This window comes from Thioclava sp. DLFJ4-1 (assembly GCF_002020145.1).
GTDB classification, from domain to species: domain Bacteria; phylum Pseudomonadota; class Alphaproteobacteria; order Rhodobacterales; family Rhodobacteraceae; genus Thioclava; species Thioclava sediminum.
On the sequence record NZ_MPZT01000002.1, the window covers coordinates 470,508 to 487,855 of the forward strand.

The 17,348-nt window shown below is 65.2% G+C and carries 17 protein-coding genes; 5 read left to right on the top strand and 12 right to left on the bottom strand.

Annotated features, from left to right (window positions below; all coding sequences use genetic code 11):
• Nucleotides 1-45: 45 nt before the first annotated feature.
• Nucleotides 46-1,047: an N-acetyltransferase DgcN gene (gene dgcN / locus BMI85_RS07365; protein WP_078601103.1), complete on the bottom strand. Its 1,002-nt coding sequence runs from the start codon at nucleotides 1,045-1,047 to the stop codon at nucleotides 46-48.
• A gap of 289 nt (nucleotides 1,048-1,336) precedes the next feature.
• Between dgcN and BMI85_RS07370 the strand changes: the two genes are divergently transcribed.
• Entirely contained in the window at nucleotides 1,337-2,293 is a 957-nt protein-coding gene (locus BMI85_RS07370) for an L-malyl-CoA/beta-methylmalyl-CoA lyase (protein WP_078600531.1), read from the top strand.
• Between the two features lie 196 nt (nucleotides 2,294-2,489).
• Here BMI85_RS07370 and BMI85_RS07375 read toward each other — a convergent pair whose 3' ends face one another.
• On the bottom strand, nucleotides 2,490-2,957 hold the full coding sequence (locus tag BMI85_RS07375) for a GyrI-like domain-containing protein (protein WP_168174752.1): 468 nt from the start codon (nucleotides 2,955-2,957) through the stop codon (nucleotides 2,490-2,492).
• 183 nt (nucleotides 2,958-3,140) lie between these two features.
• Between BMI85_RS07375 and BMI85_RS07380 the strand changes: the two genes are divergently transcribed.
• Complete coding sequence (locus BMI85_RS07380; protein ID WP_078569841.1) at nucleotides 3,141-4,100, top strand: acetyl-CoA carboxylase carboxyltransferase subunit alpha; 960 nt, start codon at nucleotides 3,141-3,143, stop codon at nucleotides 4,098-4,100.
• A 40-nt stretch (nucleotides 4,101-4,140) separates the two neighbouring features.
• Here the strand turns inward: BMI85_RS07380 and BMI85_RS07385 are convergent, their stop codons facing one another.
• On the bottom strand, nucleotides 4,141-5,361 hold the full coding sequence (locus BMI85_RS07385; RefSeq protein WP_078600535.1) for an MFS transporter: 1,221 nt from the start codon (nucleotides 5,359-5,361) through the stop codon (nucleotides 4,141-4,143).
• Between the two features lie 83 nt (nucleotides 5,362-5,444).
• On the opposite strand from BMI85_RS07385, the gene BMI85_RS07390 reads away from it, so the two are divergent.
• Nucleotides 5,445-5,777, top strand: coding sequence for a helix-turn-helix transcriptional regulator (locus tag BMI85_RS07390; RefSeq protein ID WP_078600537.1), 333 nt, complete (start codon nucleotides 5,445-5,447; stop codon nucleotides 5,775-5,777).
• A 99-nt stretch (nucleotides 5,778-5,876) separates the two neighbouring features.
• Here the strand turns inward: BMI85_RS07390 and BMI85_RS07395 are convergent, their stop codons facing one another.
• Genes BMI85_RS07395 through BMI85_RS07405 form a run of 3 tightly spaced genes read right to left on the bottom strand, consistent with a single transcriptional unit; the run spans nucleotide 5,877 to nucleotide 8,217 of the window.
• Nucleotides 5,877-6,653 (bottom strand): 1-acyl-sn-glycerol-3-phosphate acyltransferase, encoded by a 777-nt coding sequence (locus tag BMI85_RS07395; RefSeq protein ID WP_078600539.1) that lies wholly within the window; start codon nucleotides 6,651-6,653, stop codon nucleotides 5,877-5,879.
• Nucleotides 6,653-7,549, bottom strand: a complete 897-nt coding sequence (locus BMI85_RS07400; RefSeq protein ID WP_078600541.1) for an FtsX-like permease family protein — start codon at nucleotides 7,547-7,549, stop codon at nucleotides 6,653-6,655. Before BMI85_RS07400 ends, BMI85_RS07395 begins: the two co-directional genes overlap by 1 nt.
• Nucleotides 7,546-8,217 (bottom strand): ATP-binding cassette domain-containing protein, encoded by a 672-nt coding sequence (locus BMI85_RS07405; RefSeq protein ID WP_078569836.1) that lies wholly within the window; start codon nucleotides 8,215-8,217, stop codon nucleotides 7,546-7,548. The genes BMI85_RS07400 and BMI85_RS07405 overlap by 4 nt, the downstream gene beginning before the upstream one ends.
• Nucleotides 8,218-8,355: 138 nt before the next feature.
• Between BMI85_RS07405 and BMI85_RS07410 the strand changes: the two genes are divergently transcribed.
• Nucleotides 8,356-9,450: a zinc-ribbon domain-containing protein gene (locus tag BMI85_RS07410; protein WP_078600543.1), complete on the top strand. Its 1,095-nt coding sequence runs from the start codon at nucleotides 8,356-8,358 to the stop codon at nucleotides 9,448-9,450.
• Between the two features lie 53 nt (nucleotides 9,451-9,503).
• Here BMI85_RS07410 and BMI85_RS07415 read toward each other — a convergent pair whose 3' ends face one another.
• Genes BMI85_RS07415 through argH form a run of 5 tightly spaced genes read right to left on the bottom strand, consistent with a single transcriptional unit; the run spans nucleotide 9,504 to nucleotide 15,264 of the window.
• On the bottom strand, nucleotides 9,504-12,263 hold the full coding sequence (locus BMI85_RS07415) for a DUF4175 domain-containing protein (protein WP_078600546.1): 2,760 nt from the start codon (nucleotides 12,261-12,263) through the stop codon (nucleotides 9,504-9,506).
• Between the two features lie 39 nt (nucleotides 12,264-12,302).
• The gene (lysA, locus tag BMI85_RS07420; RefSeq protein WP_078600548.1) at nucleotides 12,303-13,568 is read right to left on the bottom strand and encodes a diaminopimelate decarboxylase; all 1,266 of its coding nucleotides are present in this window, start codon (nucleotides 13,566-13,568) and stop codon (nucleotides 12,303-12,305) included.
• Nucleotides 13,569-13,580: 12 nt separating this feature from the next.
• Nucleotides 13,581-13,706, bottom strand: a complete 126-nt coding sequence (locus tag BMI85_RS21105; RefSeq protein ID WP_143593806.1) for an argininosuccinate lyase — start codon at nucleotides 13,704-13,706, stop codon at nucleotides 13,581-13,583.
• The gene (locus BMI85_RS21390; protein ID WP_158522131.1) at nucleotides 13,703-13,861 is read right to left on the bottom strand and encodes a hypothetical protein; all 159 of its coding nucleotides are present in this window, start codon (nucleotides 13,859-13,861) and stop codon (nucleotides 13,703-13,705) included. Before BMI85_RS21390 ends, BMI85_RS21105 begins: the two co-directional genes overlap by 4 nt.
• Complete coding sequence (argH, locus tag BMI85_RS07425) at nucleotides 13,858-15,264, bottom strand: argininosuccinate lyase (RefSeq protein ID WP_078548948.1); 1,407 nt, start codon at nucleotides 15,262-15,264, stop codon at nucleotides 13,858-13,860. Before argH ends, BMI85_RS21390 begins: the two co-directional genes overlap by 4 nt.
• Nucleotides 15,265-15,291: 27 nt before the next feature.
• On the opposite strand from argH, the gene BMI85_RS07430 reads away from it, so the two are divergent.
• Nucleotides 15,292-15,840, top strand: coding sequence for a TlpA disulfide reductase family protein (locus tag BMI85_RS07430; protein ID WP_078548951.1), 549 nt, complete (start codon nucleotides 15,292-15,294; stop codon nucleotides 15,838-15,840).
• A 233-nt stretch (nucleotides 15,841-16,073) separates the two neighbouring features.
• Here the strand turns inward: BMI85_RS07430 and BMI85_RS07435 are convergent, their stop codons facing one another.
• Nucleotides 16,074-17,306, bottom strand: a complete 1,233-nt coding sequence (locus BMI85_RS07435) for a PAS domain-containing protein (protein WP_246832508.1) — start codon at nucleotides 17,304-17,306, stop codon at nucleotides 16,074-16,076.
• Between the last annotated feature and the right edge of the window lie 42 nt (nucleotides 17,307-17,348).

The window sequence follows — 17,348 nt, forward strand, 5'->3', positions numbered from 1 at the left end:
AATATCCCCGCCGGAGGCATCCGGCAGGGGTCACAAGCGAGACAATCAGATCGCGGCGAGCGCGTCCACCAGCTTGCCCGCACCAAAGCGGAACGGATCGGTCGTGGGCAGGCCCATTTCTTCCTCGACTTTCGCCAGATAGGCCTTCGCCTCGTCCTCACCCATCTTCTGGGTGTTCACCGAGATGCCGACCACCTGACAAGCGGGATTGGCGACCTTCGCCAGCGCCAGCGCCATATCGCTCAGCTCTTGCAGCGAGGGCAGCTTGTAGCCCGGCAGCCCGCGCATATGGGTGCGCGTCGGCTCATGCGCGAGGATCAGCGCATCGGGCTGACCGCCATGGATCAGCGCCATCGTCACGCCCGAATAGGAGACGTGGAACAGGCTGCCCTGCCCCTCGATCAGGTCCCAATGGTCGGGATCGTTATCGGGCGTGAGGTATTCGATCGAGCCGGCCATGAAATCCGCGATCACCGCATCGAGCGGCACGCCGTCGCCGGTGATCAGGATGCCGGTCTGGCCGGTCGCGCGGAACGTGGCCTTCATGTCGCGCTCGCGCATCTCACGCTCCATGCAAAGCGCGGTATACATCTTGCCCGCCGAGCAATCGGTGCCCACGGCAAGGCAGCGCTTGCCGGTGCGCTTCTCGCCATTCGCGATCGGATATTTCACCGACGGGATGCGCACGTCATGCAGCTGACGCCCGCAGGCCTTCGCCACCGCGACCAGATCGGGCTCGTCGCGCAGCAGGTTGTGCAGGCCCGACGCGAGGTCGAGACCTTCTTCCAGCGCTTCGATCAGCACTTTCTTCCAGCCCTGCGAGATCAGGCCGCCACGGTTTGCGACGCCGATCACCAGCGTCTTGCAGCCCTTCGCGATGGCTTCTTTGATATCGAGATCGGGGATGCCCATGTCGGCCTGGCATCCCTCCATCCGGTACTGGCCGACGGCATATTCGGGCCGCCAGTCCTTGATCCCCTGCGCGACTTTCGCGGACAAGGGATCGGGGGCATCGCCCAGAAACAGTAGATAAGGGGTGTCGATCAGCGACATGCGTGTCTCCCTGTGGTCTGTGTTTTGTCTTGTTTGTTGATGATATTAGGGCGCGGCGCAAAAATTTCTTGGGGATTTCCGTGCAACATTTCCGGCAAAACGGAAGATCCTTCGGCAAAAGCACCAAATCGCCGCAATTTCGTGCATCACCCGGACTTTCGGATGCCAGCAATGCTGCAGCGCGGCCCTGATTCTGCGCCTGCAAAATCGCCTTGCAAGAGGTCGCGCAACAATATACCCAATCCGCAACCCAAAACGTAACTTCCTTGCGAAAGGCCGCTTCATGAGCTTCCGCGTTCAACCCACGCCCCCTGCCCGTCCGAACCGCTGCCAGCTTTTCGGCCCCGGCTCGAACACCAAGCTCTTCCCGAAGATGGCTGCCTCCGCCGCCGATGTGATCAATCTCGACCTCGAAGATTCGGTCGCGCCCAACGATAAGGCGCAGGCGCGGCGCAACATCATTCAGGCCAGCCACGAGATCGACTGGGGCAATAAATACCTCTCGGTCCGCATCAACGGCCTCGACACGCCCTATTGGTATCGCGACGTGGTCGAACTGCTCGAAGAAGGCTCCGAGCGCATCGACCAGATCATGATCCCGAAAGTCGGTTGCGCGGCGGATGTCTATGCCGTCGACGCGCTGGTCACGGCGATCGAAACCGCGAAGGGCCGCACGAAGAAAATCTCGCTCGAAGTCATCATCGAAAGCGCCGCCGGTATCGCGCATGTCGAGGAAATCGCAGCATCTTCTCCGCGTCTGCAGGCGATGAGCCTCGGTGCCGCCGACTTCGCCGCCTCGATGGGCATGCAGACCACCGGCATCGGCGGGACGCAGGAAAACTACTACATGCTGCGCAACGGCGAGAAGCATTGGTCCGACCCGTGGCACTGGGCGCAGGCCGCGATCGTCGCCGCCTGCCGCACTCACGGCATTTTGCCGGTCGATGGCCCGTTCGGCGATTTCTCCGACGATGACGGCTTCCGCGCGCAGGCACTGCGCTCGGCGACGCTCGGCATGGTGGGCAAATGGGCCATCCACCCCAAGCAGATTTCCCTTGCAAATGAAGTCTTTACGCCCTCTGATGAGGCCGTGACCGAGGCCCGTGAAATCCTCGCGGCGATGGAAGAGGCCAAGGCACGCGGCGAAGGTGCGACCGTCTACAAAGGCCGTCTCGTCGACATTGCGTCAATCAAACAAGCCGAAGTGATTGTAAGACAAGCCGAAATGATTAAAGATTAAGCCGCGCGCGAACGAATCGCGATATAGTTATCGAATCCCGGAGCGGTTGGGAGGGGAGGCCCGGCCGCATGAGGGAAAAGGAGCGCCCTGGCTTACGGCCGGGGCGTTTCCGTTTTTCAGCGCCGGGCATCCCACGCAAACGCCATCTAGCCGCGCTGTGCGACGGCCCCATGACAGTTCCGCAAATTGCGGCGCCTCAGCCCTGCAGCGGCAAGCGGATCTCCGTCAGCAAATCTTCCGGCTTCGTGTTCATCGGATCGTTGAGATAGACCTCATAGGCCACCAGATCGCGGTGCTCCATGCCCGAGGCCGGGAACCAGTCCTCGTCCAGCCAGCGATACGCTTCGGGCAGTTGCTCATAGGGCCCCTTCACCGTCACCACCGCATATTTCCCGGCCGGATAGCGAATCTCCGCAAGCGGCGGGAAGATCACGAACCCCTCGCCCACCGCGAAACAGGCATGCGAGCGCAGCTCCTCCGCCGGCACTTTGCGCGGATTGTCATGGCCGATCATCGCCGCGTGCTCGACTTCCGCCCAGGACGGCTCCGGGATCAGCGAAACAAGTTTCTGAAAGACCGGGCCGACCGAGGGGTAAGGCCCTTTATGTGCCAGCCCGGCAAGCCGTACCGCTGGCATCTCTTTGATCTCGACTTCATACGCCAAATTAACCCTCATCCGGTTAAAGCGCGCGTTTCCTCGATCACCCTATCACCTCCCATTCGCCGCGCCTATGAGGCAACGCGCCGCCGCTCCCGCAATCGGGACGCGCCCGCCATGCGCCACCCAGTTGCAATTCCCGAGCGTTGAAGACATTAAGGGCGCGAGTTTCCGGATGCGGAGTGATCCATGACCTATCTCGAATTCGAAAAGCCGCTGGCAGAGATCGAAGGCAAAGCCGAAGAGCTGCGCGCGCTGGCCCGGCAAAACGAAGAGATGGATGTCGACAAGGAAGCGTCAGCCCTCGACAAGAAGGCCGAGGCGATGCTGCGCGACCTCTACAAAGACCTGTCGCCCTGGCGCAAATGTCAGGTCGCACGCCATCCCGACCGTCCGCATTGCAAGGACTATATCGACCAGCTCTTCACCGAGTACACACCGCTCGCAGGCGATCGCAACTTCGCCGACGATCACGCGGTGATGGGCGGCCTCGCGCGCCTTGGCGACAAACCGGTGATGGTGATCGGCCATGAGAAGGGCAACGACACCGCAAGCCGCATCGAGCGCAACTTCGGCATGGCCCGCCCCGAGGGCTACCGCAAGGCGATCCGCCTGATGGACATGGCCGCCCGCTTCGGCCTGCCGGTCGTCGCCCTGATCGACACCCCCGGCGCCTATCCCGGCAAGGGCGCGGAAGAGCGCGGCCAGTCCGAAGCCATCGCCCGCTCGACCGAGAAATGCCTGCAGATCGGTGTGCCGCTAATCTCGGTCATCATCGGCGAAGGCGGCTCGGGCGGTGCAGTGGCCTTCGCCACTGGCGACCGCGTCGCGATGCTGGAACATTCCGTCTATTCGGTGATCTCGCCCGAAGGCTGCGCCTCGATCCTGTGGAAGGATTCCGAGAAGATGCGCGAAGCCGCTGAGGCGCTGCGCCTGACCGCGCAGGACCTCAAGAAGCTCGGCGTGATCGACCGCATCATCTCCGAACCGATGGGCGGCGCACAGCGCGACGCCACGGCGACCATCGCCTCGGTCGGTTCGGAAATCTCGCTGATGCTGGCAGAACTGGAGGGCAAGAAGCCCGCCGATCTGATCAAAGCACGCCGCAAGAAGTTCCTCGACATGGGCACGAAGGGGCTTTCGGCCTAAACCGAAGCTCCTTCCCGAAACGCGATAACCGGTCCCGGCCTCACGCCGGCTCCGCCTGCCTGCGCATCAACCCCGCCCCCAGTGCAAGCGCAATGATAACCGTGCCGTAGATCTCGGTCGTCAGCCGCAGCCCCAGCTCCGGCACCGCCAGACCTGCCAGCACCGCGGGCACCCCGAAGGCCGAGTAAGCCAGAGTGAACAGCGCCGCGAACAGCCCGCCACGCTCATCCGGTGCGGCCAGCGGCGCGAGCGAGCGCAACACCCCCGCAAAGCAGGTGCCGAAGCCGATCCCCGCGATGAAGACGCTCGCAAGATAGAGCGCGAAACTCCCCGTCGTGAGCGCCGCGAGCGACAGCACCGTGCCCAGCACCAGCCCGTCCGTCCCCAGAAGCGCGATACGGCGCGGCGCCAGATTGCGCGTGGCGTAGCACGAGGCCGCTCCGGTCCCCGAAAGCAGCGCCACGATCGCGCCCTGCGCCAGCGCCGTGTGAACCTCGAAGACCTGCGCCACGATCGGCGCCCCCAGCGAAAGGAATAGCGAGCCGGTCCCCCACCCCGCCAGCACCGCGGGCGCACCGCGCCGGAAAGCCGCACGGATATGGGGCGGCACAGAGACCTGCGGGTACAGCGAGGCCAGCGTCCCGCCATGGCGCGGCGCGGTCTCCGGCGGCAGCCAGACCAGCACCGCCAGCACGCCATAGACCAGCGCGAGCCCGAGGAAGGTCACCAGACGCGGCGCAGGCGCATAGGCCAGCAACGCCCCGCCCGCCAGTGCCCCGGCCGCCAGCCCCGCCAAGGGCGCCACCGCGTTCCAGACCGCCGCGAGACCGGGCCGCGCAGACGGCTCATGATCAGTCGAACTCGCACTCAGCGTCGAAATCAGCAGACCGCTCGCCATCCCCTGCAACACCCGCGCCAGCAGCAGCGCCATCGCCGTATCCGCCCAGAGGAATTCGAGCATTCCAAGCGCAAGCAGCACGAAGCCCACCGACAGGATGGGCCGCCGCCCGAGATGATCGGAGAGCCGACCGAAGACCAGCAGGGTCACCAGAAGCGCCCCAGCATAGATCGCGAAGATCCCCGTCATCATCGCCGAGGAAAAGCCGATCTGCGCCTGCAGGACCGGGTAGAAGGGCGACGGTGCGCTCGCACCGGCCAACATCAGAACGAGCCCCGTGATTGCCAGCGCGAAGCCTGCGCGGCTCCGCGTCGGCAGACTTGGAGAGGCGCCGTTCGGGCCAGAATCCGTCTCGTCGGTCATCGCTGTCTCCTGATGCTATTGGTTCGAAAATTGTCGAACCTCCACATACTCGACAGGACGCATGGTTCAAGTATTATCGAACCATGAGCACGCCCCCCGAACTCCCGCATCCCCCCGCTGACTCGCTGTCACTGTCGCAGGTGCTCTTCGCGCTCAGCGACCCGGCGCGGCGCGAAATCGCCCGCAATCTGCGCGACGGCCCGCTCGAAGCGGCGGCCTGCAGCGCCGTGGCAGCGGATGTCCCGAAGTCGACGAAATCCCATATTCTCAAGGTCTTGCGGGAATCCGGCGTGATCCGGAACGAGCCGAACCCGAACGGGCGCGGCCGCCTGCTCACCCTGCGCCGGGACGACCTTGAGGCGCGCTTCCCCGGCCTGATCGACCCAATCCTCGACGCCGATCTTCGCCACAGCTGATCACGCCAACGTGTTCAGCGCATGCCACCCGCAGCGCCGCGGAACCTCTTCCTCTTGGCAGAAATATCCCCGCCGGAGGCTCCCTCCGCCGCCACCCGCTCAGGGCTTCGGCAGCGCGAACCCGGCCTCCAGCATCAGCGCATCCGAGCGCGGCTCGACCACCGCCTCGACCGCCGCCAGCGTCTGCGGCGCAGAGCCCGCCGCCTCGATCGCCGGCAGGAACTCGGTCACCGCCACGCCCGACCGGATCGGCCAGCCACGCTTGCTCCAGAACAGGCCCGCATTGGTCGCGGCGGGCACCACCGGCAGCTTCGTGGCCTCCGCCACCACGCCCACGCCCTGCTTGTAGCGGCGCCTCTCGCCCGGCGGCACGCGCGTGCCCTCGGGATAGATGATCAGCTGCCCCAGCCCATGCGTCGCGCGCGCCTCTTCGACCGCGCCCAGCATCACCTTCATCGCCTCCGACCCCTTCGAGCGGTCGATCGGAATGCAGCCCGCCTTATGCGCGAACCAGCCCATGACCGGCACGTTCAGCAGCGCCTTTTTCATCACGAAAGCCCGGCGCGGCAGGTGATTGGCGAGGATCAGAATGTCGAAAAAGCTCTGATGCTTGGCCGCGACGATACAGTCGCCCTCGGGCGGCGTGCCGCGCAGCTCATAGCGCAGCCCAAGATAGACCCGCGCCATATCCAGCAGATGCTGCGTCCAGATCCCTGCGGTGCGATGCACGCCGGCCCGCCCCTTGGGCAGCACCTGAAACACAAGTCCCCAGGCCCCGATCAGCACCGTCGCGAGCGCGATGTGAACGTAGTACAGCCCGGTCATCACATGGGTCAGCGGCGTGACTTTTCCGGGGCGGCGCGAAGGGTCGGACATCAGCGAAGTCTCCTGAGCATACGCAGCGCGGCGAAGCGGGTGGCGGCAAAGGCCACGATCGCGGCGATCGGCGGAATGATCAATGGCCAGAGCCATGCGGCACCGGAAAAGCCCAAGCCGGTGAGGAAGCCGCCCGCCGCCTCGGTCGAAGGCAGCAGCGCCACCGCCAGCATCCCCAAGACCGTGCCCGCCACCGCGCCAATCAGGCCGCGCGTGGTGAAGCGGCGCACGAAAGCCCGCGCGATGAAAGCGTCTTTCGCGCCCACCAAACGCAGCGTCGCGATCACCTGACCGTTCGCGGCCAACGCAGCCTGCGCGGCCAGCGTGATCATCCCCGCCATCGCGCCGAAGATCAGCAGCAGCGACAGCAAGCCCAGCGTGCGGATACGCTCCGCCGCCGCCACCAGCGGACGCCGCCAGCGGGTATGATCGTCAAAGATCGCGCCGGGCGCTTCGGCCTGCAGCCGCAGCCGCAGCCCCTCGGCATCGACGCCCGCGCCGGCCTCGGTCACCGCGATCAGCTTCGGCAGCGGCAACGCATCCACCGGAAGATCGGGACCGAACCACGGCTTCAGCAGCCCCTTCATCTCGTCATCGCCCATCACCCGCGACGAGGCGACCCCCGGCGTCGTCTTCAGCACGTCCTGCACGGCGGCGACCTGCGCATCCATCTGCTCGGGCGGGGCGGAGATGCGGATCGTGGCCGAGCGCGCGAGACTATCCGCCCAGCGATCCGCAAGCCGCCCCGTCGCCAGCGACAGCGCCAGCGCGAAAACCGCAAGAAACGCCATCGCAGCGGCGGTGAACAGCGTCAGCCGCGCGGTGAACCCGGTCGGCGGCACGACCCGATCCGGCCCGGTGGTTTCGGAGGCGAATGTCAGCAAGGTCAGCTTCACAGATCGGCCCCCGCCGTATGCAGATGGCGCTTCGCGATGCGCAGAACCCGCGCCGAGACCTGCGGCTTCGCCTGCCGGATCAGGTTCAGATCGTGGGTCGCGATCACCACCGTCTTGCCCATCTTGTTCAGCTCGACCAGCAGCGACAGAAGCCGCAGCGACATCTCCCAATCGAGGTTCCCGGTCGGCTCGTCGGCGAGGATCACATCGGGCGACATGATGACCGCGCGGGCCAGAGCGACGCGTTGCCGCTCCCCGCCCGACAGTTGCGGCGGCAGCGCATTCGCCTGCCGTTTCAGCCCGACCCAGGCCAGCAATTCGCGCAGCTGGGTCATGTCCGGCGTGCGGCGATTGACCGTCATCGGCAGCGCCACGTTCTCCTCCACCGAGAGGTGATCGAGGAACTGGCAGTCCTGATGCACGACGCCGATGCGCTGACGCAGCCCGGCGATTTCGTCCCGGTCCATCCCGCGCACATCCTTGCCGAACAAGGACAAATGCCCTGCCGTCGGCAGCAATTCCGCGTAGCATAATTTGAGAAATGTGGTCTTCCCGGCCCCCGACGGTCCGGTCAGAAAATGGAATGACCCAGGGGCAAGCGTCAGGGACATATCGCTTAACAGCTCCGCCCCGCTATAGCTCATCGCCACATTTTGCAGCTCGATCACTGCCAGCCCCTTTATTTGGTGCGCGTTTCGCGAATTAAGTGGCCCAAATCATTTGGACATTCCGCCCGCGCTTGCTACAACATAAGAAAGTGGTTGGCCAGAACGGCAAAACGCCAACACGGGCAGGGATGGGACAATATGCGGTTGGTTTGCCCCAATTGCGGTGCGCAATACGAAGTGGATGACGCTGTCATCCCAGATGGCGGACGGGATGTGCAATGCTCCAATTGCGGGCACGGCTGGTTCCAGCCGAGCAAGGATATGCTCTCCGTCGAACCCGACACCACAACCGCAGCGCCCCCGCCCGAAGGTTGGGATCTCGACGCCGAGACGGAGGCAGAGGTGACGGTGGAGACGCCCACCGAATCCGAGCCCGTTTCCGAACCCGAACAAGTTTTCGAGCCCGAGCCGCTTCCCGAACCCGAGCAACAACCCGAGCCCGAGGTCGCAACGCCCCTGCCCGAACCCGAGCCAGTCGTGACGACGCAAAGCACGGACGATACGGATGCCGCCATTGCGGCGATGGTCTCGACGCCGGAGCCCGAGGATCAGGAGGACGACGAGGAAGAGCCGGGCCTCGGCCCCGCCCCGCGTGTCGGCGCCACCCCGCGCAAACCGCTCGATGACGGGCTGCTGTCGATCCTGCGCGAAGAAGCCGAGCGCGAAGCCGCGCAGCGCCGCGCCGAAGGCTCGAGCGAGCTTGAGACGCAAGACGAATTGAACCTCGAAGAGCGCGAGACCAGCGAAGACGCGGAACGCGCCGCCGAGGCCGCCGCCGCAGATCTGGCGCGCCGCCGCAAAAGCGCGCAGGACTTCTCCGATCTCAACGAGTCCGAAGGGGATCGCGTGGCCGACCTGCTCGGCGAGGACGACGAAGACATGCGCGCGATCCGCGGACGCGAACGGCTGCCCGACATCGACGAGATCAATTCGACCCTCACCGCGACCTCGGATCGCGAGGGCGACAGCGTGGCCGAATTCTCGCCGGAGATGGCGCGCCGCCGCCGCTCGGGCTTCAGCCGCGGCTTCATCTTCGTGATGGCGCTCACCGCGATCTTGGCGTTGCTCTATGCCTTCGCGCCGGACATCGCCGCGAAGGTCCCGGCGCTGAAATCGCCGCTGACGCAATATGTCGTAGCGGTGGACGAGGGGCGCATCTGGCTCGACGACCAGTTGCAAAGCCTGACGCATCGCCTCTCGCCCGAGGCGACCTCGGACGGCTTCACCGAATAAGTTTTCCTAATAATCTGCCGCCGCGCATAAGTTGAACTTATGGGCGCGCGGCGTCAGCCCGCATTCGAGAACTGGTCGAGCAGCCGCTTGAGGTAGTCCAGCTCTTCCTCGGGGCGCAAACGATCGGCCGAGCGGCGGCGGATCTCGTCGAGCAGATCCTGCGCCCGGCGATAGACATCCTCGCCGTTGAGCATCTGACGATCCGTGCCAAGCTGGTTGCCCTCGCCCTGCGCGCGGCCGAGCGGATCGCGCGGCATCTCGCGCCCACCCTGCTGTCCGGGCTGACCCGCCTGCTGATTGTCCTGCTGGCCGGGCTGCTGGCCGTCGCGGCGCGCCTGTTCGTTGCGCATCGCCTCGCCAAGCGCGCGCATTCCTTCGCGCAGCGCCTCGATCGCGTCGGCCTGACGGTCGATCGCCGCCGAATTGTCGCCCTCGCGCAGGGCCTCCTCGGCCTGATCCATCGCGCGCCCGGCATCGTCGAAACGCTTCTCGGCCTGCTGGCCCGCCTCGTTGCCGAAGCCCGGCAGCAGCCCGCGCTGGCGGTCGAGTTCGCGGCGCAATGCGCGTTGGCGATCCGCGAGGCTTTGACCATCGACACCGCCCTGCCCGCCGTTCATGCCGGGCTGATCGCCCTGCCCCTGACCGTCGCGCTGCGCTTGCCCGTCCTGGCCTTGGCCCTGACCGGGCTGGTCGCCGGGCTGCTGGCCCTGACCTTGTTGGCCTTGCTCGCCCTGCTGGCCTTGTTGACCCTGCTGGCCTTGCTGCTGCCCTTGCTGGCCCTGCTGACCGTTCTCGGCCTGCTGCTGGCGCTCCTCCGGGGTCATGAACTGGTCCTGCAGGTCGCGGAATGCATCGTCCGAGAGCTCCTGCTGCTTGCGCAGCGTATCCTGCATGTCGCGCATCGCCTGACCGCCGGGCATGTCGCCCTGACCGTTCTGGCCCTGCTGGACCTTGAGGTTCTCCATCATCCGCGCGAGCTGGTCGAGCAGTTCCTGCGCCTCGGCCATCCGGCCCTCCTCCATCAGCTTCTGGATCTGGTCCATCATCTGCTGGATCTGGTCGCCGGTGATCTGTTGGCCCTGCTGTTGCTGCTGACCGAATTGCGGGCCTTGTTCCTGCTGCTGCGAGCGCTCGGCAAGCATGCGGATGTAATTGTCGGTCGCCTCTTTCAGCTCCTGCATGAGCTTGGCGATCTCGTCCTTGGAGGCGCCGTTGCGGATCGCCTCGGAGAGCTTTTCCTGCGCCTTCTGCATCGCAGCCAGCGCATCGGCGAGCCCGCCATCCTCGACCAGCTCCGCCATCTTCCACAGCGCCTCGGCGATCTCGTCGCGGGCCTCGGGGGACAGGTCTGGATCGTCGAGCCGCCCGACCACGAGGCGGATCATCAGATACACCTCCTCGCGCTTGATGAAGCCCTCGTGCCGGTTCGAGATCGCGCGCAGAAGCTGATCGGCATAGCCGCGGTTGTCGCGCGACCACAGCAGATCGCGGCGCACTTCGATCAAGGCGGAGGCGAGCGGGTCGAAGAAACGCTTGCCGGGCAGGATGATCTCCTGCGTGCCGGAGGTGCCGGTCTGGCCGCGCCCGTCCTCGACATCGAGCGTCAGTTTCACCGGCAGGTTCGCCCAAGGGTGCTTCGCGGCATCCTCGACGAGGCTCTCGGTGAAATCGGCCCGCGAGCCGGAAATCGGCAGCGGCAGATCATAGATCAGATCGTCGCGCGGCTCGGGCGGAATTTGCAGACCGTAGCGGCGATCGACCTTCGCCAGATCGAGCGAGATCACCGCATGGCCCTTGGTCACGGCGTAGTCGTCCTGCGCGGTGAAGGGCAGGCTCAGCTTGCCATCGGCGCGGCGATCCGGCGTGCCGGCCAGCGCGACCGAGGGTGCCTCGTCGGGGCGCACCACCACGTTGAAGCGGCGCGCGGCGGGGCCTTTGAACTCCAGAAGCCCGTCGCGGACCGCTTCGAATTCGTGAGTCTCGATGCCGCTCGCGGTTTGCGCCGCCCCCTGTTCGGGCAGCGCGGCCGGGTTCGAGACGCTCTCGGAAAAGCCAATCGCGCCGGACGCGCCATACAGCCGGATCGAGAAGCGGGTGCCTTCGGGCACGATCAGCTCGTCGCCCTCGACCTTGTTCAGATAGAGCCCCGGCTTGCCGGTATAGCGCGGCGGCGCGGCCCAGCCTTCCCAGCTTGGCCCCATCGCGGCCTCGGCAGAGCCCGCAGGCGTCGGCAGCCCCTCGGTCGGATGCAAAAGCCGCTGCGGCACGCCGAAGATCACCGCGACGACCAAGGCCGTCAGCGCGGTCAGACGCAGCGCATAGGGATCGCGGCAGGCAAGATCGGGTTTCGGGCGCGGCGCACGGGCGGCCTGCGCGGCCTTGGCCATGCGCCGCAGATGCGCCATCCAAAGCGCGCGGGCGGCGGGATCGTCCTGCCCAAGCGCCATCTCGTCGGTCAGCGCGGAAAGCGGGCGGCCCGGCAGCGTCGCATCGAGGCGCGCAATCGCATCTACCCGGCGCGGCCAGCGCATCCGCCACGCGCCCCATGCCAGCGCGGCGAGCGACGCGATCAGCGCGACCAGCCAGAACCAGCGCCCGCCCGGCCCCAGATAGGCGGGCAGCGCGAAGGCGATCGCGGTGGCGATCAACGCAAGAACCGAAAGAAGCGGCCAGAACGCGCGCAGCCCCCGCTCGACGATCATCCCGGCATGGGTGAGCGCAATAGGCCGGGCGAGCGGGGCCAGAGCGGCCTGCCCGTCCTCCTTCGTCGCGGTATCGCGCGAAGCTTTGCTGAACCAGTTCCTGACCGGCATACTCTCCCTATCCGTCGGCCCCGATTCCCTTCCTACGGATCAGAGCCACTCCGGGATCGTATCGCGGGAGAGCATTTCCTCAAAGCTCGGTCTTGCCCGAATGAGAGCGAATTCGCCGCCGCGGACCAGAACCTCGGGGATCAGCGGACGCGAATTGTATTCCGACGACATGACCGCGCCGTAAGCCCCCGCCGAGCGGAAGGCGACCAGATCGCCCGGGCCGAGCGGCGTCAGATTGCGCGCCTTGGCGAAAGTGTCGCCGGTCTCGCAAACCGGGCCCACGATGTCGAAAGGCGCGGATTCGGTGCCCGGATCGGCTTCGATCACCGGGACGATGTCGTGATAGGCGCCATACATCGAGGGCCGCACGAGGTCGTTCATCGCCGCGTCGAGAATGAGGAAATCGCGCCCCTCGCCCTCTTTCAGCCAGATCACCGAGGTGACCAGAAGCCCGGCATTGCCCGAAATCAGGCGGCCCGGTTCGATCTCGATCTCGCAGCCCAGATCGCCGACGGTGCGCTGGATCACCTGCCCGTATTCGATGGGCAGCGGCGGCGCGGAATTCGACCGCTCATAGGGAATGCCCAGACCACCGCCAAGGTCGAGACGGCGGATATCGTGGCCATCTGCGCGCAGCGCCTCGGTCAGTTCGCGAACCTTGAGGAAGGCGGCCTCGAAGGGCTCCAGATCGGTCAGCTGCGAGCCGATATGCACGTCGATGCCCACGACATCGATGCCGGGCAGCTTGGCCGCTTCGGCATAGACCGCGCGGGACTTGGCAATCGGGATGCCGAACTTGTTCTCGGATTTGCCGGTCGCGATTTTCTCATGGGTCTTCGCGTCGACATCCGGGTTCACCCGCAGAGCTATCGGCGCGGTGACGCCCATCGACGCGGCGATTTCAGAGATCGCCAGCAGTTCCGGCTCGGACTCGACATTGAACTGGCGAATGCCGTTCTCGAGGACGTAAGCGATCTCCTCGCGGGTCTTGCCGACGCCTGAGAAAACCACCCGGTCGCCCGGCACACCAGCCGCCCGCGCCCGGCGATATTCGCCGCCCGAGACTACGTCCATGCCCGCGCCCAGATCGCCCAGAACCTTCAGCACCGCGAGGTTCGAGTTCGATTTGATCGCGAAGCAGATCAGGTGATCCGTCCAGCCGAGCGCCTCTTCGAACAGCTTGAAATGGCGCTCCAGCGTGGCGGTCGAATAGACGTAGAAAGGCGTGCCGACAGCGGCCGCGATCTCGGGGATCGGCACATCCTCTGCATGAAGGACGCCGTCGCGATAGAGGAAATGATCCATGAGAGGTCTCGATTACTGGGCCGAAGCCTGCTGGGATTGCGTGCTGTCCGCCTCGGACGGCGGGACGGGCGGACCGTCGACACCGCAGGCGGCGAGCGAAAGAAGAAGCGTCAGGGCGAGGGTCAGGGTCTTGGTCATGGGGTCACCGAAAGGGTCATGATGCCAACGCGCGCCGTCGCGGCGGGATAAACTTTGATGCCGTCACGGTTGATGCCGACATGTGTGTGCAGCTCCGGATCGGCGGCACAGGCGCCAAGCAGACCGATCAGCACGAACGGAGCCGCGAATTTCATCCAAGCCGTTCCTTCCAGCGAGCGATCTGCGCGCGCACCTGATCGGGCGCGGTTCCGCCGTAAGACTGGCGCGAGGCGACCGAGTTGTGAACCCCGAGGACGTCGAAGACGCTCTCGGTGATCGCCGGGTTGATCGACTGCATCTGTTCGAGGCTCAGATCGGGTAGATCGCAGCCTTTTTCCTCAGCCATGGCCACCAGCGAGCCGGTGACGTGGTGGGCGTCGCGGAAGGGCAGCCCCGCCTCGCGCACCAGCCAGTCGGCCAGATCGGTCGCGGTGGAGAACCCACCCGAGGCCGCGGCCTCCAGCTTGTCCGCGTTCACCGTCATGTCGCCGATCATCCCCGCCATCGCGGCAAGCGCGAGCATCAGGTTGTCGGCGGCGTCGAAGACCTGTTCCTTGTCTTCCTGCATATCCTTGGAATAGGCGAGCGGCAGCCCCTTCATCACCGTGAACAGCGCGACCGAGGCCCCGAGGATGCGCCCGATCTTGGCGCGGATCAGCTCGGCCGCGTCCGGGTTGCGCTTCTGCGGCATGATCGAAGAGCCCGTCGACCACTTGTCCGACATCGCGACGAAGCGGAACTGCGCCGAGGACCAGATCACCAGCTCTTCGGCGAGGCGCGACATGTGAACCGCGCAGATCGACGAGGCCGACAGGAACTCCAGCGCGAAATCGCGATCCGACACCGCGTCGAGCGAGTTCGCCATCGGCCGGTCGAAGCCCAGCGCCTCGGCCGTCGCATGGCGGTCGATCGGGAAGCCGGTGCCGGCAAGCGCCGCCGCCCCCAGCGGGCATTCGTTCATCCGTTTGCGCGCATCAATGAATCGGGATTTGTCGCGCGCGAACATCTCGACATATGCCATCATGTGATGGCCGAAGGTCACCGGCTGCGCGGTCTGCAGATGGGTGAAGCCGGGCATCACCCAATCGGTGCCCTCCTCGGCCCGGGTCAGCGCAGCGCGGATCAGCGTGTCGAGCCCGGTGATCGCGGCGTCGCATTGCTCGCGCACCCAGAGGCGAAAATCGGTCGCGACCTGATCATTGCGCGACCGCGCCGTGTGCAGCCGCCCCGCCGGTTCGCCGATGACCTCCTTCAGCCGCGCCTCGACATTCATGTGGATGTCCTCGAGCGCGGTCGAGAAGGGGAAACCGCCCGCTTCGATTTCTGACAAAACCGTGAGCAAACCTTCTCCGATCGCCTCGGCGTCCTTATCACTAATGATGCCTTGCGCGGCGAGCATCGCGGCGTGGGCCCGGCTGCCGCGGATATCCTGCGCGTAGAGCCGCTGGTCATACCCGATCGAGGCGTTGATCGCCTCCATGATCGCGTCAGGTCCCGCGGCGAAACGCCCGCCCCACATCGCGTTGGAGGACTTGTTCTCGTCGGTCTGATCGGTCATGGTCTGAGGCCCTTGCTAGGAGGCTATATGTTACGGTTTCTCGTCCTTTATACGGCGCTGGCGCTGGGTGCAAATGTTGCGCAGGCCGCGGATCTAGATGCGGTGAAATCGGGACAGATGGAATCCCTCGTCACCTATGACGAACCGCTGCCGCTGCCGCCCTTCACGGTGACCGATGAAAGCGGCGACGAGCATTCGATGAAAGATTTCGAAGGCAAGGTGGTCCTGATCAACTTCTGGGCGACGTGGTGCCCGCCCTGCCGCGAGGAAATGCCCTCGCTGAATGCGCTGCAAAAAGCCTACGGCGAGAATGGGTTTCAGGTGATGACGATTGCCACGGGCGGTTCGAACTCGCCCGAGAAAGTCGCCGCCTTCTTCGACAAGGAGGGCATCGACGCCCTGCCCCGCTTCCACGACGACGCCAATTTCGCCGCCCGCGCGATGGGCGTTCTCGGACTGCCGGTCTCGGTGCTGGTCGACAAGAACGGCCATGAGGTCGGCCGGATGATCGGCGGCGCGGAATGGGATTCGCCCGAGGCGAAAAAGGTCATCGAGGCGCTGATCGACGAGAAGTAAGCGCAGGGTGATGTAGCGGCAGCAGGCACTTTGCCGCCGGACCGGTCTTCCGTTGCGGCCCGATCTTCGATCGCATCCCGCGCAACCCGGTCCGCGTGTCGCAACATTCTGCAGAGCCCGGCGTCTGGGCTGCATCTGAACTGCCCGCCACGCCTCTGCCCGCGCGAACCATTTTCTAGTTTCTACGCATTTCTACGCAGAATGTTTCCCTTGGCGCTTGCGCCTGCCGAGACTCACGCCGCGCTTCTCCCCGCGCGCAGATAGCGCCCTAGCCAATGTTCAATCTCTTCCGACAGGGCCAGGATGGCCTCCAGCCGCCCTTTGATATCGTCATGGAAACTGTCGAGCTGGTCGATCGTAGCCGCGAGCCCGCCATTCGCATCCCGCATGCGCCCGCACTCGACGCGCCCAAGGACGCGGATCGTGTCGAGCCCGAGCAACTGGCGACGAATGTCTCGGCTTTGGTTCATCATATCGTCGGCGAGTTCGGCCGCTTGACGCATCGCGGCATTTGCATCGGCGGTGCCTTTGGTGACGAGCGACTGAAGCAATGCACGTTCTTCCTCTCGGGGCTGATCATTCTGCGCCTCTTCGCCCATAAAATTGGTGCTCATTTCGTTGAGGACACGCGCGCAGCCCAGTTGGAACACGGCGCGCGCGACCTGAAAGGCCATCTGACCGCAGAGATTGCCGCGACCTGCAACGAATTTGCGCAGCCGCTCCGAGATGACAGCAGACGAAGCTTTGTAATTCTCCGAGATCGCAGACACCGGCCCCCCGGACGGCTCGAGCCGCGAGGCGACGATCCGCATGTTGTTCGGCACGGATTGCAGCGCTTCGAAACTGCGTAGAAGTCCGAATTGCTCCTTCGTGAGCCGTCCCATCGCGGTGTTCAATTCGGCCAGCATCCGCGTATTCTCGTCGGCATTTCGATTGAGGCGGCGATCCCGTTCGGTAAGCTCAAGCGCCAGCGCATAGGCCATGAAGGCGGTGTAGCTGGAATAGCCGCCACGCTCCGCGAAATCACGCAGAAGCGTCGCACTCTCCTCCGGGTCGAGCGACTCCGCCCGCTCGCGCGCAGAGAGATCACGGTAGAGCTGGTGGATTTCATCGGACAGTTCGCTCGTCGGCTTCAGCCGGACCGAGAGGTAGCCTCCCTCGATCGGCATGACGACCGCGAAGACCCAATACCACCCGCCGCCTTTCGCCTTGTTTTTCACATAGGCGCCCATGGGATAGCCTTTTTTCAGCGCATCCCAAAGCACCCTGAACACCGCCCGCGGCGTATCGGGATGACGCACGATCTTATGCGGCGCCCCGATCATCTCGGACCATTCAAAACCCGCGGTGCGCCGAAAAATCTCGTTGCCCGATTGGATCACCCCGCGCGTATCGGTGCGCGAGTAGAACAATTCTTCCAGCGCGAAAGGCACCTCGTTGGTGCTGCGCAGTGCCGGCTGCCCCATTTTCGTCATCGCCCATTCTGTTCCATTGAGGTCCACCCTAGG